This window comes from Planktothricoides raciborskii GIHE-MW2 (assembly GCF_040564635.1).
In the GTDB taxonomy this organism is placed as follows: Bacteria; Cyanobacteriota; Cyanobacteriia; order Cyanobacteriales; family Laspinemataceae; genus Planktothricoides; species Planktothricoides raciborskii.
The window spans coordinates 74,579-89,034 of sequence record NZ_CP159837.1; the positions used below are offsets into that span (position 1 = coordinate 74,579).

Sequence of the window (14,456 nt, forward strand, 5' to 3'; positions counted from 1 at the left end):
TGTTAAAGGAAAGTGTCCGGGCAATCTCCGCTTGTCCTTGATTCAATTTACACCCTGTTTTTGAGGCAAATGTCAGCGGTCTTTCCCGGCTGAAAAGTCTGAGCTTAAAACCGGGGGCGATGACGATGAAAAGTTTGAGCATCAGCGAGAGTGCCGAAAGGCTAATCTGCCGATCGCAACGGAGCGATCGCCGTCAAAATCAGCCACTTCATCTATATTGTCCATTGATCAGAAGCGACTTTCCCCCAACTAAACACCCTATCCGATTCTAACCAACTGGCTGCTTGCAACGGCTCAACAGAATCAACTGTAGCATTTTCCAACTGATAACGCTAAAGGAAAAGGAATTGTTTCCAAGTCTATGGGACTCCTCAACTCTCTATCAGTCATGGGGCAGACTTCTTGCCCTCAATCCAGCAAACCGGATCAACGATCGATTCTCAAACCAATCTCAGACTAATCTCAGACCAATCTCAGACCAATCTCAGACCAATCTCAGACCAATCTCAGACTAATCTCAGACTGAATATTGCCAAACATTGCCAAACAATCTAACGGAGAGTTTTTCACAATATATATCAAATATAAAAAGCAGCTTTTTTGTGATAATTTACCATTAATTAAATGTATAGTTAAACTCCAAATATATTTTTTTATATCTAAAAAATCAATAGCCATAATAGCCATATTTTTAAATCTAGTTATTTTTTATATAATTATTTTTATCCTGTTATATGGGTAAATAATTACCTCAAAAAAACTTGCTTCATATTTAAAACAAAGCCAGATAAAATATTATCGCCAGATAAAAAATCCGGCATTTGCTTTCTTTGAATTGAGTTACCCTGGGCATAAATTTCAATATTTTTCAGCATTGGATCGATTAACCAGCCTAACTTAACCCCCTGATTTTGGTACTCCTGCATTTTTAGCTGAAGTCTAGCCCAATTAGCATCAGAGTCCAGTAACTCTAAGACAAAATCAGGACATAATTGAATCAGCTTTTCCCGGTTTGTTCTAGGGAACTGAGAAAATCTTTCGGCGCTGATCCACGCTAAATTAGGACTACGAATCGAGCCATTTGGCAATTTAAAAGCCGTCACTTCGTCGAAAATGACGCCGTACTGAGTTTGTTGATTCCAAGTCCAAATTTGACTGGCGATCGCCCAACTCCACTGTTGAGTTTGATGGTCTGGTTGATTAAAAATCAATAAGCTTCCTTCAACGGTGCGCTCAAATTTATAATTTGGGTTCGTTCGGCAAATCTCCAGAAATTCCCTATCGTTTAAATCAATCAGATTTGTTAAGTTTAATTGCATGAATCTCATATCATGGATGAAAATTTGAGGACTGTTAGGCAATCTATTTAGATTAATTTAGTTTATCTAAAAATTTACGGTTTTGCATCTACCAGTCCCCAAAGATACCAGATTCTGGTGCAAAACCGAAGAATGTCATGTTGCGGGGTCAGACCCACAATCAAGGCGAATACATCTGATCTGGTTTCGGATCCCAGGTTTTCCGGGGGGCGATCGCGGTTGGTAAAGGCTGAAACTATTAACCGGATAGGATTTTAGGCGATTGAAAAAAAATTAAAAAATTTTTGGCAAAACTCTAGACATTTAGAAAAAATGTGCTAGTATAGTTAAGGTTCTAAAAAACAAGGCTCAGTAGCTCAGTGGTAGAGCAGGGGACTCATAAGCCCTTGGTCGCGTGTTCAAATCACGCCTGAGCCATTATGAAACCAGGGGATTTGGGCGATTCCCTGGTTTATTATTTGAATCGCAAATGAGTACAAACAGATACAAATAAGTACAAATTTAGGCAATCATTTAGGTAACGTAAATTTTTGCGGCCAATGGCTAAATTAACCATCGAATCAATCAACGCCCAGCTTAAGGCAGCCAACATTAGAGTCAAGATTAATACGCTGCCCGGTAAAAATACTTTGTTCCTTCGCGCTACTCTACCGCCCAAGCCTGGGTGTAATCGAGATAGTCCCTATCAGCAGCGCATAGCTCTAGGGGTGTACAACAATGACGTGGGACTGCGCTATGCCAAAGGAGAAGCAATCAAATTGGCAGGGCTTCTGGATACTTATCAATTTAGTTGGGAAACCTATAAGCCGGAACTGTCTAAGCAGCCAAGTCAAAAGACTTGCAAAGACTGGATTCAAGAATTTGAGGACGATTTCTGGGCAAGAGGCGATCGCACTGCTACAACCTGGAAAGATTACCGTAAAGTTTTCAAAAAACTTCCTGGCGATAAACCTCTAACTTTTGAATTGGGGAAAGAAATTATTTTGGCTACCGAGGCCAACACTAAAAACAGAGAACGAACGACTGACAAGATTGCCAGCTTGTGTGAATTTGCCAAAATTGAGAATGCTAAGGATTTGAGGAAATATCGAGGCATCTATTCTCAGAAGGGGAAAGACACACCGTTGATTATTCCTTCTGATGAAGAAATTTTTAATTGTTTGTCTGGTTTCCATACCGAACAGTGGCGAAATGCTTTTTGTTTACAGGCCGCGTTTGGATTACGAAACCATGAAATCTATCATGTCAGGCTCGAAAAGATTGATAAGGGACTGTTAGAGGTGGGCGATCGCACTAAAACCGGCTACCGCGTTGTGCCCACCTGTCATCCAGACTGGATAGATATGTGGAATATTAAAGAAATTCTGCCGCAAGACCTACCCCAAAGCACTGCCACTGAAAATGAGGAGTTAGGGCGATTAGTCTGGAAAGCCTATGACCGAGCCGGTGTTCCATTTCCCCCATATTCGTTAAGACATCGTTTTGCTTGCGATTGCGCTTGCCAAGGTAAACCACTTGCTCTTGCTGCTAAGGTCATGGGTCATAGTGTAGACGTTCATACAAAAATTTATCACGCATTTTTAGGGGAGAAAGACCTCTTAAATGCGTGGTATAGGAAAGATGTTAATTTTTAGGTTTTCGTTTAGCTATTGGGGTATTTAAATATGCCTCAATAGCTTCCAGCTTGAATTCTAACCAGCCTCCAGGAGTAACGCGATAGTGGATTCCCTCAATCCATTTTTTGCACCGCCATCTGTGGATTGTTCGAGGATGTTTCTTCAAATGATTGGCTAGTTCTTTTGTGGTCAAATACATAATTCACCTTTTTATTTATTGGAAGGGTTTGGGAAACTATTTGCTCTTGTTTTAGTTGAAATCCACGAAGTCTTATCTGGAGACACTTTCAAGCATTATCGGGATTCCGATAACGGGATTAGTTTCCCGAAAAAACAATCTATTCCAGAGCCCACTCCTGTGGTTGAAATTTGGCACCCGTGCGAAGCCAATACGTTAAGAAGTCGATGAAATCCTGAAGTTGGCCGATATTCATCTGACTCCGAACTTTTACCCCATAGCGAGCCTGAAACAGATTTCGGAAGCGATCGCGATACTCATCTTTGGTCATAAATGGATAGCAAAGTCGCTGCAATTCTTTAACCAAGTCACTGCTTTTTTGTACAAGGGTTTTTTTGGCTTCTTTTTCGGAATCGTCAGCAATGTCAGCAGTTGGCTGAATCTCTTGTGTAGTAAAGCTTCTAGCTGCTGATAATTTGTCAGCATTTTCGTCAGCGCTGACGAAAATGCTGACAGAAGCAGAACTGAAGGTTGCGCCCCTCACCCTGTATTTCCCCCAACCCCATATCAGCCAGCGTCACGAAATGCTGGCGAACTTGGTCTGCACTCGGTCGTTGTTTTTTGGTAAAAGTTGGCTGGACATCCCGTGCTTTAATCCACTCTCCTTTTGACTCTGCTAAGTTCAGAATTTTCATCAAGTGCGGTGCCAATGAATCGTCATCGAACTGGCCATAGAGGGATTTAATCTGCTGAATCGCAAAGTTGGCCAATTTGATAGCAGGCAACAACGAATCCATCCCAATTTCATGGCTGATGGGTTGAGTGCGATCGCCCATTGCCCACCGGATGACGTGCAGATTCAGCGCTATTTTTCCAATCCGACCAGCGGTTTTGCCATAGACAGCCCGCAAACTCTGGTTGGGTTCTTTAACTCGAAGTTGTTCCACCCGGTCATAAGCTTGCTTGAACCGAAGCTGGGCTGCGGAGTCAAACTGATATTCTATTGCTGGCAACGCACTGATAGAGCGATAAAGTCCTGCCAACATTTCAGTCAGGTTCAATCCGCCGCTGATAGGCAAAGTAGATGCCGTATTTGGTTGATGGACAAAAAAGAAGCGTGCCCATTTCCCGTTTCCGTCATCTTTACCACCTATCAATTTTTCCAAAATTTCTGGTTGAATCGCGCCTAAAATTCCCAGGCAAGTTTTGTCCGTATCGTCGCGCAGACCTTCCGCTCGAAGAGTTTTAGCTCCCGACCCGTCATAAAGTTCTAATAAGTCTTCTTCATCAGAGCCGCGTCCGCCACGGTAGGAATTGAGACTGCCAAATAACGCTTTCAATTCATCAGACAAATAGAGCATCCCATGCTGTTGGCGACCGGCTTGCCGTAAGAGCGCTTCACCAGTAGTTCGTTGCAACCAATGAACTCGTTTCTGTGGTTCTGGGGGCATTTCGGCGTATTTATCTTCTGACTGGATTCGCTTGCAAGCTTCTTTCCATGTCGCCATTTCTTGTTCGTAGCGATCGCATTCATCGCGATGTAATAGACCGAGTGGCTTGGTAGCGATCGCTTTAAGAATCGGAGATTTCTTCTGGGAGCTTTCAGCCACCAAACCAATGAACAGATTAGGAGAAAGCCGATAGTCAGTGGCCGTAGCAGCCAACAATTCAGTATCAGTCCGATGCAGGCTTGACACCGTTCCCAACAAAGACACTAAGCAGACTTCAGGTTGCAAATTCATCCATTTGGCTAACTGAGTTAAAGGCCGCGCAAGATTTTCGGGCAAAACTTCACTCAAGTTAATTGACGACTGATTAGCTTGGAGAATCTGTTCAATTTTCGCTTTTGTAGTCTGTTGACTATCGCGTTCGTCTAACTCAGCAACGATGTCTGCATAAATACTGTTGAGTTGACTGACAGGCCATCGCGATTCTTGTGCTAATTGAGAAATGGTCAGCTTGCGATCACTCTCTGAAAAATTCTGGTGAGCAATTTTTTCTAACTCTTCGCGGATTACCGATGCAGTCCATTTCTGACTTTCTGAGTTGGTTTTCCCTTCTGAACACAAGAATGCATCATAAGCCCGGTCAAATCCCTTGCCAAATATCTGATATGCTTTTTCGATTTCCGCTCGGAGTTGGGTTTTCTCAAGTAAATCTGCTTCATGGTGATAGAGCAGTAACTCCAGTCGGAGCTTGTGAGTTTCGGTCATGCCGGGAACATTCAGAGCGCTTAGTCGGCCTTTCCAGCGGAGTTCACGAATAGCCATTACCAAAATTTCAGTAGCGAGCGGAAATTCTCGGTTAAGTTCTATAGAGCCTAAGTATTGCCCAACCACCTGAACATACATCTGGATTTCGGCTTCAAACTGCTCCTTAGACCGTTGGGCTTCGCAAGCTTCAGATATTTGACGGGCTAGTAAATTACTTTCAATATTTTTTTGAGCCGTTGCACTATTTTGCTGAGTTTGTGCTATATTATTAGTAGTCATGTGTTCACTCCTGTAAGTGGATACTCCCCCTGGGTGCTCTAACACCGCGAGGGGGTTTTTCATTTATCCCAAATGCTGATGTAATTGAAATTTGGGTCAGCTTGCCTAATATTATCACTAAAAATTAGCCAATAATCAACATTTTTTGTCCCAAATACTGAAACTATTGCTGTATTAGGGTTTCCAGGGTTTCCGTCATTTAAACATACGGTATTTTTCATCATTTTTTTAAGTTTCATTAAAACACGAATATCCAGTAATGAGTAATGAGTAAAACTGAAATTACTACTACAATAATAATTTTCTAAATTTTACTACAGTAATAATTTTCTGAATTTAACTTCTGATTCCAGTAACCGTGATTCCGGGTAGTGACACAGTTTAATTTGTATAGGTAAAGTGACATAAGAATGACATAAGAATGACATAACTAAGATTTCAGCGTTCGTACAATGATGGCTGGGTACAAGCAATAAGCAATGATTGTCTCGACTAGACGACGATGAAAAGGATATCATTTTAAATGATACCCCTGGCGGAAAACAAGACTTTGTACCCATCAATCCCTAGCAATAACTAACTCTCCTGAATTGACTTAAATTCTTCTACAGCTTTGTAATATTTTGGATTGCCGCCTTTACTGATGCCCCAAAGTAAGGCAATAATTTGAGCCTGATTTTGCCTCTCATTTTTGAGATTCTGAATCATCGGTGCAAGTTGGTGCAGAGGTAGCAATGCTGCCGGAAAACCTTCTTTTGCGACTTCTGAGATGCCGGTGCGCCCCTTGGATTCAGATGGCTGTGATTCAGACACATCAATGGGTGCGTCGTTTGCACCGGGCGGTGCATCGGGTGATGAATCTTGCACTGGGTCAGATGTGCGGTCGTTCGGCTCATATCCCGGCAACTGATAGATATCTTCTAAGTATTTGGCAATGGCAGAATGATTATCTTTGGTGGAGTTACTAACAGCTTCTAAACTTTTCATTGGGGACAAAGGTACTGGGAGAAATGCTGGCATCTTGTCCACCAGAATAGGATAGTCTTGAGATGTTACCCAAATCTTTAAATTTTCATCTTTGAGGCCACTGGCATAAGATGCAGCAAATTCACCAAGACGAGCCCATCTAAGCGATTTTCTCGCGGCACCTTGACCCTCCCATTTAAAATCTTTTAATAGGTCAGACTGAACAATTAAGATTAGCCTCAAGCCAACTTTTCTGGCTTCACGAATTAGACTCAAGACCTCACTACCAGAACATTTTGGATGCACACCAGCAAACGTGGTGTACTCGTCCAAAATAAATGTGTAGCGATCGCCCACCGGCGCACCCTTTTTTAATAGCTTGTAACGTCTGTCCATCTCTTGATGAATAGTTGCGATCGCCTCGGTATAACTGCAATCTTCTTTGCCACTTACCAAATTATCAAAAGGAATTGGTGCCGCTGGATATTCTCCATAATTTCTGCCTTTAGCCACAGTGGGCAGACCTGGATAATTCCCAGGCTTCCAGTGCGGGTCAATTGCTATTGACTTCTCATCCAGGAATTGCAGCAATGATTCAGTAAGAGTTGTCTTTCCATCGCCAGTGCCACCAACAATAGCGAGGTGAGCGTATTTGTCTGGGTTGGTTTGAATCAAGTCCCAATTAAACACAATAGGCTCTTGTGCCGGTGGCAATGCCTGAACTTCCACAGCCGCTTCATAAGCTTGGTGGCACCGACGGTCTAACAGTTGCTCAAACAAGTCTAGCCGCGCCGCCTGAATCATTCGCAGCATCTGGTCGGGTTCTTCTGATTTTTTCTCAGCCCACGCCGATATCAGTGCCAGTGCCGTGCCCCCAAATAGGGATGCAAATTGAGCATCGTCTTTCCCCTGGAAGTTGAAGCCGATGGCGGCGGCTCCGAGAATGGTGGCGATCGCAAAAGTAGACCATTGCAGAACCTTCATCTCACACCCCCATCGCGATTGCGATCGCTAATCCAACAATGGCACCCAAACTTAAAGGATGCTGGTTAGAACGATGGCACCAAACAATAATCGCCACCGCCTCTATCACCAAAGCAGCCAGAACAGCAGGCTGAAACAATGGCAAAAGTTTGGCGATCGCAACCACCAAACTGTGAACAAAAATTACTGCTAAAATTAAGCTGAATTTCATACTATCCTTCCTAAGCTAAAAACCCCTAAGATGCAATCCTAGGGGCTTCGTTTTTAACTACCTTTAATCAATCGGCCCCGCATTGAGCGATATCCCTGTCGTCGTTGTTGTACCTGTTCTAGGACTTTGATACCCTCAGTGTTCGCCGCAAGCTTGGCGGATTCAATGTCACCTAAGCCTTGGTAAATCTCACCAGCTAACTTACCTCGGACTTGGGCTTCTTTGGCCATAGTTACCACCTCCTTATGTTCGGCCTGTACTTGTTCCAGTGGCGCTGAAAAGTAGCGCTCTGTTTGCGATTCAATCCAGTCGATGTTTCGCAATATTTTGTGTTGTCGGTAGGGTTTGAAAAGCCAGTCAAACATCGTTTTAATTCCCCAAATCAGGTTGCTTGTATCCGCATTCCTGGTTCTGCAAACTTGTAATCTACAGAATCTAAAAACTCGCAAATATCACGCCACGAACGCATTTGAGAGTAGGTGGGAAAAATCATTAGAAAATATCCTCAACTGTCAAGAGGGAGTCTCGAAGCCATAAGCGATGGTCTTGATATTCAATCCAGTTAGGGTTATTTAACCGAAATTTAATCTCTAGGATTGGGGTACTGCACCAAAATTCAAAAACAATCCAAGGACAGTAGGGTTGCCAACTAAAGCCAATATTGCTGTTTTTCATAGTTCTAAGGGTGGTAAATCTGTGTCAATTAATAATGGTTTTGCCGGTTCTAGCGTAGGTGATAATGTTGGCTGTGTTGCTTGCTGCATAAGCAATCCGTGCTCTGCAATAGTTCCCACAGGGGTAGCCATAAAGGTTTCAAAAGCAGATAAGTAACGAGACAAAATCAAGTTCACCACTTCTGCTTTCGGTATGCCTAGCTTCTCAGCCAAAGCTTCTATTCTCTGGTCAAATTTAGCATTGGTACTTAACCGCATAGCAAGCCTTCGCAGTTAGCCATTTGGCCTGACTCAACCACTTTAATTCGGTCGGATTTCCAACTGTTTAGAAGGCAGGCAGAACCACCGATAATGGCGATTTCGCCAATAGTCGGCAAATAATTTGTCCAGGCGGTTGAAAGTTGCTTTTTCAGTTGGGTAGAAAAATCGGGCAGACAATCATCAATTGCCCTGGAAATATTGCGAACAACTCCGTAACTTCCATCCCCTGCGATCGCATCCAAAATTAGGTCTAACCGGGGGGACAATCCCTTAGCTTCTATTCCGATTAAGTCGCGGTGTTGGGCAACCATCTTGGCTAATTCAATCGTGCCTAGCCCAGTAAACTGACTCTCCCAGATTGGTTGCCCGTTAGGAGTCAGAATGATGCCCGTGGCATTGCCACCGCCAATGTCCAAAACACCATTATTACGAGCGTATTTGAAGACTCCAGAACTGAGTAAGTAAGGGAACGCTGCTGCCCCTTCGGACAGAACTTCCACAGAACCAATTCGATAGGTATTGTCATTGATAGTATGAACGCCTTTTAGGGCGGTGATTAACTGCTTTTTAGCCTCGCCAAAGACATCGGGCAAACATAGCCGTAAATTGGCAATATTGACGGTTCCTGTGAGGTTGAGTTGTGGCAAAACTCCCAGCACCATCAACGGCATAATTTCAGCTTTCTCGGAGTAAAAAGTCGCGGCACCCTCCCGATACTTGGCATCGTCTCCGATTAGCCAGCGTTCCCCAGTCAAATCTTTGCGATCGCCCGCTTGATATTCCACAGCTTCGGAATCTCGAAAGTTGGCTTTAGAGTAGTAAGCTGGTAACACTTTGCGGAAACCCGGTGCTGCAATTTTGATAAAACGGTTCCCGGCATCGATTGCCAGACGTGGCATTTGATGGCAGGAAATGGCAGATATTTTTGTTTGGTACATGGTAAAAATCTCAAAAAGTATGGTTACAACTGGTAATAAATGGCACTAAATGTCAGACGTGGCATTTATTGGCATCTAACGGGAATCTTTGACACCTTCTTGGTAGCCCCGATATTCGAGTTGGGTTTGTTCCAGTTCGCGGCTGATTTGCAAGTATTGAGTCAAGCTAAAGGTGGCGATACAGGCAAGGGCGATCGCACACAAAACACCGATGATTCCTTCTGTATTTCCGCTCATGTTTTGGCTTCCTAAATTCACAAATGAAAATGTCCCCCATAACCCGAAAGCTATGGGGAATATGAGGTTTAGTCGTTGTTGTTGGTAATCAACGCCTGCCAAACTTCATGGATATCCGCTTTGTCGTAAGGCGTCCGCTGATACTCTGGGAAAAATTCCTCAATGGTGATTGCCTCAGCCGCGTTGCGGGCGGCGCTTGGATTTGCCCCCGCTTTTATGAATTCTTGGTAGCGGGCTTGGGCAATCAAGCGTTGTTCCTGGGTGAGCTTGTAACCAAACATTACGCCACCTCCATTTCTGCAAAGGTGGACGCCATAGCTTCAACTAAATCTGAGTCAGCATCTGGGTTGTTCTTCTCCCAGTTCTGTACTCGGATGTTTGCGTTGTGCAGGATTTGGGCAGCTTGAAATAGACGATCGCAACAAGAGTGCAATTCTTCTGGAAGTGCTTCGAGCGCTTGTTGAATGGCAGATTCAGCATCCGCCAGTCCGCAGATAAACTCACGGCGGTCAGCCGAGTCGTCAAACCCGGACAAAATTTCTGATATATTCATGGAGAATCTCCAATTTGGAAGGTTCAGAGATGCCCGTGTCAGTGTGTGTCGCCAAACTCAGCACTGATGCGGGTCTTAAAGTTTTTATGGCTTACATCAACGCGACCATCAGGGTCAGCCTCTACCCATTCGCGGGTGGGCTTGTTTTTGCTTGCCTGGGTTTATTATAACATCAATAGTTGTATTAGTCAATTTTTAGTTTGTATTTATCCATACATTGTGTTATCTAATTAGGCTATTATATATGTGACGTTTTAAGAGTTACACTGATGATGTACATTAATAAACTGCCAAGTGTGATTGACTGGAGACTAAATGAACTGATGGCAAAATATGACATCAAAGGGGTCGATTTAGCCGCCAAGCTTCAAATTTCTACTAATGCTGTATCTAGAATGCGGAGAGCAAAAGATATGCCTGGGTTCTCAGGGAAAAGACTAGGGCAACTCTGTGATGCTCTAAATGATTTGATAAAAGAGTCTGGTCAAAATGCCATCATTACCCCGGCTGAACTGCTTAATTACACTTACAGCGATGCGGCGTAACCCCCCCAAATTCAAGAGATGCGATCGCTTTCGCGGCGCGGATGCGCTATCCCCCCTAAGTCAGGGGGTTTTTTGTTGAGGTATGTTAACAGTGATAACAGCGTTATGTTAACAGTGATAACAGCGTTATGTTAACAGTGATAACAGTCAGTAGCTACCGGGATTCCGGTACTAGATTTGGTTCAGGCAAAAATGGGAAATACAACAACAGATATACCAACACAACAATGTTAACAGCGTTACCAGGTATGTTAACAGCGTTACCAGTTATGTCAACAGTGATAACAGCGTTATGTCAACAGTGATAACAGTGAAAACAGGTATGTTAGGATAACACTGTCAACACTGTCAACATTGTTAATGGCTAATCCTATTTTTGCTTGCCGGATTCCTGACGATGACTTGCAAGCTTTCCGCGAGATATGCAAACGGTACAACTTAGACCCGGGTGAAGTGGTCAAGCGGTTTATATCGGATTCTGTCCGTGAGGGGGTTTTACCAGACAGAATCCTAGATACATCAAGTGAATCTCTGACACTGCATGAGCGAGTAGCACGGCTTGAGGCGCGGATTGACGCCCTAGAAACTGAAAAAAAGCAATTCCCCCCGCTTGCGGCATAAGCCCCCCGGCTTGTCTCTCTGACCAAGATTTTCGCATCCGTTACCCCGGCTATCCGCCAAAAGGGTGGGGCGATCGCATGAATCCCTTGACCACCCCCGACGGTTGCCAGTGGGAATCTCGTACCCAAGGCCGGATAAGAGAGTGGCATCAACTATAAAATCTTTGCCCCCTACTTTGGGGGTTTTTTGTTGGGAGCCGAGGCCGGTGGCTTGATATAGCTGTGTTACGGTAACTTCCACCAAACGGTGGTAGTGAGGTAGTTCCATTATTGGAATTCCAATAATGCCTGAAAGTGGACAACTTCAAATTCCCTGAGACGGCGGCGTTTCGGGTGCGAAATACGTTTCAGGATTATCTGAAATAAAGTTCACACTGGATTAATACGGGGATTCCCGTATTGAGGGTGTGCTTAGTCAGCACACCCCTGGTGGAACTCCGAAGTGAGAATCTACATTAAATCCATTGCCGGGATTTGTAAACGATTTGCTGACGATTTGCTGACGATTTGCTGACGATTATTGTCAGCAGCTAAAAAGCTTACTACGCAAGGAATCTAGAGAATTACTAGGGTGTTGCTGACATTGCTGACGATTTTCACTGTTTTGTCCGCCGAAAGCACGGTTGGATAAATCAGATAGGCAACATTTAGGCTCCGCTTAACTTTAAGCTTTAAAACCCTTATATATCAAGAGTTTAGCAACGTCCCAAGCTTCTTATAAGCCCTTGGTCGCGTGTTCAAATCACGCCTGAGCCATATACACCGCAAGGGTTTCAGCCCTTGCGGTATTTTTTTGTCCCGCACCATGCTACGATTTTGTTACGGTTTTTATACTTTTAAAAAGTGAAACTCCCTATCTGCAAGGCTTAGGGAGATTTTGTTACGATTTTGCTACAATTTTGCTATATTTTGGCTCTAAACGCAGCAAGCACATCGTCGAATGGCAATAGACTGGCGGCTTATTTTCTTTGATTGGTCATCAGTTTATGGGCAAGGTGCTGAGAGAAAAGTGGATGAATGAAGCGATAAGCAAAATGGTTATAACTCCGCTGACGACCGCTGGGGATTCCTTTAATTTGTTGGAGAAATAAACAGGTTTTGCCATCGTTGAGCAATTGCCGATATTGCCAAGGAATGCGCCGGTTAAACCAAAGAATTAGATGTAGGGAAAATTGGTGAATTTCTGCGATTCCCCCAAAGGCGATCGCTAATAAAATACCGATGACCATACCACCAATGCACAGTTGCCACCCTTGAAAGTTTTTCCCTTGTAATATCCATAGAATCCATAACCAAAATATGCCCATTGGCAGAGTAATTGTGCCGTATGGCAGTAAATTTTTTAGCCATTGTTTTGCGGGGCGATCGCCGCCTCTAATTTGGTAAAGTAGCTGTGATTCGGTTGATGAAAATCCTCCGGTAAACAAGCTTACAAGGGCAAAAATTAACCCACCATTGACGGCAAATAGCAATCCATAAATTAGTCCCGAATCTTTGCCTAAAATTTGCCCAAATATATTCCCGGAAATTACGCCACAAATTACCGCAGATACCAGGGTTCCTACTGCGGCTATGATGCAGTTTTGTTGAGTAAAAGAAAAAGCCGGTTTTGGGGGAATTAAATATTGCCTAAAAATCCCGGCAATGACTCCCATGATGCCTCCCAGACTTGCCCCAAAGACAAATCCAAAGGTGCGATCGAAGATTACCCAAAAAATTACCCCGGCAATTCCCCCAGCAATTAACGCCATAATTAAGATACTGAGAATTTTTTCTAACGGGTTTTCTAGCCAGCTATCTTCTAAATGATAAAATTCCGGTTGCTTTTGGTTAAGAGATTTTTGCGCTAACCAAGAAAGCGATCGAAATATATCTTTTTTTGATAACTTTTCCTCGGTGTGATTATCACTTTTATGCATAATTTTTAGACCTGTTCTTACATAAGCATCCCAAAGATAGCTAAGTCTTTCTGACTGATTTTTACCCGCTTGCCATTCTGGGAGATTAATTTCTCTAGCGGCGATAATGATTAAATTTAAAAATAGTGGTATTTCGGCAATTTGAGTTAAATTAGGATTTGGGTGAATGCCATTCCATAAATATTCACAGTCACTTTGGACTAAATAATGATAAACCGAGTTTAGGGTGAGGGGCTGTAAGTCGATGCAACGATCAATATTAACAATAGATAGCTGAGTTTGCTGCGGGTTTAGTCCCGCACAAATCACTAAGCTTCCTGACCAATGATGGCATAAAAAGTGATTTATTTGTTGGATAAATTTATCCGCTGCATGGTCGTCTAGTTCATCTAATCCATCAAATAAAATAATCACTTGATCCGGTTTAAGTAAATTTTTGGCCGTTTGCCGATTTAGGTGATATTTTAGTTTGAGCATAGACAGAATCCAAGAGGCGATCGCCGGTTGGTTATTTTGCCAAGAGGAAATATCCAGTAAAATTGGCAATGGTACACCTGAATTGTTCATTGCCCGGTTGAGCAATTCCTTGGCTAACTGTAAAAGTAACGTAGTTTTACCCGAACCCTGCACCCCCCGAATCAAAATTTTTTCGGGAATTGACGAATCAACCAAAATTTCGGCAATATTGGCTGATTTTAACAGCGGTGCTTCTGATTTATTTCCCCGATATCGGTAAATTTTTCCAGGAATATCTAGAGGACAAGGTTTGGTTTTTGGGTCGATATTTCTTTGATAAATTCGCTGATGTAAAGCTTGGTGAAGTCGCGATTCAACTTCTAGATGAATGGCTTTTAGCAGAATTTCTAGCAGGCGATCGCTGCTCATAATTATTTCTCCAATATAATTTGATTAATTTACCTTCATTTTAAAATAACTTGAGCGA

General features: G+C 43.2%; 17 protein-coding genes and 1 tRNA gene. 4 read left to right on the forward strand and 14 right to left on the reverse strand.

The window, feature by feature from the left end:
* Window positions 1-746: 746 nt before the first annotated feature.
* Entirely contained in the window at window positions 747-1,319 is a 573-nt protein-coding gene (locus ABWT76_RS00225; protein ID WP_054467123.1) for a Uma2 family endonuclease, read from the reverse strand.
* A 345-nt stretch (window positions 1,320-1,664) separates the two neighbouring features.
* Between ABWT76_RS00225 and ABWT76_RS00230 the strand changes: the two genes are divergently transcribed.
* A tRNA-Met gene (locus ABWT76_RS00230) sits at window positions 1,665-1,736 on the forward strand.
* A gap of 122 nt (window positions 1,737-1,858) precedes the next feature.
* Entirely contained in the window at window positions 1,859-2,953 is a 1,095-nt protein-coding gene (locus tag ABWT76_RS00235; RefSeq protein WP_354635449.1) for a hypothetical protein, read from the forward strand.
* On the opposite strand, the gene ABWT76_RS00240 is transcribed toward ABWT76_RS00235, so the two are convergent.
* The 12 genes from ABWT76_RS00240 to ABWT76_RS00295 form a co-directional block, all read right to left on the reverse strand.
* Window positions 2,943-3,134 (reverse strand): helix-turn-helix domain-containing protein, encoded by a 192-nt coding sequence (locus ABWT76_RS00240; RefSeq protein WP_354635450.1) that lies wholly within the window; start codon window positions 3,132-3,134, stop codon window positions 2,943-2,945. The genes ABWT76_RS00235 and ABWT76_RS00240 overlap by 11 nt on opposite strands.
* Before the next feature lie 139 nt (window positions 3,135-3,273).
* Complete coding sequence (locus ABWT76_RS00245) at window positions 3,274-3,657, reverse strand: hypothetical protein (RefSeq protein WP_354635451.1); 384 nt, start codon at window positions 3,655-3,657, stop codon at window positions 3,274-3,276.
* On the reverse strand, window positions 3,605-5,605 hold the full coding sequence (locus ABWT76_RS00250) for a DUF3987 domain-containing protein (protein WP_354635452.1): 2,001 nt from the start codon (window positions 5,603-5,605) through the stop codon (window positions 3,605-3,607). The genes ABWT76_RS00245 and ABWT76_RS00250 overlap by 53 nt, the downstream gene beginning before the upstream one ends.
* Before the next feature lie 576 nt (window positions 5,606-6,181).
* Window positions 6,182-7,555: a hypothetical protein gene (locus tag ABWT76_RS00255; protein WP_354635453.1), complete on the reverse strand. Its 1,374-nt coding sequence runs from the start codon at window positions 7,553-7,555 to the stop codon at window positions 6,182-6,184.
* Between the two features lies 1 nt (window position 7,556).
* Complete coding sequence (locus ABWT76_RS00260; protein WP_190878184.1) at window positions 7,557-7,766, reverse strand: hypothetical protein; 210 nt, start codon at window positions 7,764-7,766, stop codon at window positions 7,557-7,559.
* A gap of 53 nt (window positions 7,767-7,819) precedes the next feature.
* Window positions 7,820-8,131 (reverse strand): hypothetical protein, encoded by a 312-nt coding sequence (locus ABWT76_RS00265; protein ID WP_354635454.1) that lies wholly within the window; start codon window positions 8,129-8,131, stop codon window positions 7,820-7,822.
* Between the two features lie 127 nt (window positions 8,132-8,258).
* Window positions 8,259-8,441, reverse strand: a complete 183-nt coding sequence (locus ABWT76_RS00270) for a hypothetical protein (RefSeq protein ID WP_354635455.1) — start codon at window positions 8,439-8,441, stop codon at window positions 8,259-8,261.
* On the reverse strand, window positions 8,438-8,698 hold the full coding sequence (locus ABWT76_RS00275) for a hypothetical protein (protein ID WP_354635456.1): 261 nt from the start codon (window positions 8,696-8,698) through the stop codon (window positions 8,438-8,440). Before ABWT76_RS00275 ends, ABWT76_RS00270 begins: the two co-directional genes overlap by 4 nt.
* A complete protein-coding gene (locus tag ABWT76_RS00280; protein WP_354635457.1) occupies window positions 8,689-9,639 on the reverse strand; it encodes a ParM/StbA family protein in 951 nt (316 codons plus the stop codon). The genes ABWT76_RS00275 and ABWT76_RS00280 overlap by 10 nt, the downstream gene beginning before the upstream one ends.
* A gap of 75 nt (window positions 9,640-9,714) precedes the next feature.
* Entirely contained in the window at window positions 9,715-9,876 is a 162-nt protein-coding gene (locus ABWT76_RS00285) for a hypothetical protein (protein ID WP_190878191.1), read from the reverse strand.
* Between the two features lie 68 nt (window positions 9,877-9,944).
* Complete coding sequence (locus ABWT76_RS00290) at window positions 9,945-10,157, reverse strand: hypothetical protein (RefSeq protein ID WP_354635458.1); 213 nt, start codon at window positions 10,155-10,157, stop codon at window positions 9,945-9,947.
* Complete coding sequence (locus ABWT76_RS00295; RefSeq protein WP_354635459.1) at window positions 10,157-10,429, reverse strand: hypothetical protein; 273 nt, start codon at window positions 10,427-10,429, stop codon at window positions 10,157-10,159. The genes ABWT76_RS00290 and ABWT76_RS00295 overlap by 1 nt, the downstream gene beginning before the upstream one ends.
* A 269-nt stretch (window positions 10,430-10,698) precedes the next feature.
* On the opposite strand from ABWT76_RS00295, the gene ABWT76_RS00300 reads away from it, so the two are divergent.
* Window positions 10,699-10,974, forward strand: a complete 276-nt coding sequence (locus ABWT76_RS00300) for a helix-turn-helix transcriptional regulator (protein ID WP_354635460.1) — start codon at window positions 10,699-10,701, stop codon at window positions 10,972-10,974.
* Window positions 10,975-11,334: 360 nt separating this feature from the next.
* Entirely contained in the window at window positions 11,335-11,595 is a 261-nt protein-coding gene (locus ABWT76_RS00305) for a hypothetical protein (protein ID WP_354635461.1), read from the forward strand.
* A 958-nt stretch (window positions 11,596-12,553) separates the two neighbouring features.
* Here the strand turns inward: ABWT76_RS00305 and ABWT76_RS00310 are convergent.
* Entirely contained in the window at window positions 12,554-14,398 is a 1,845-nt protein-coding gene (locus tag ABWT76_RS00310) for an NACHT domain-containing protein (RefSeq protein ID WP_354635462.1), read from the reverse strand.
* Window positions 14,399-14,456 lie beyond the last annotated feature (58 nt).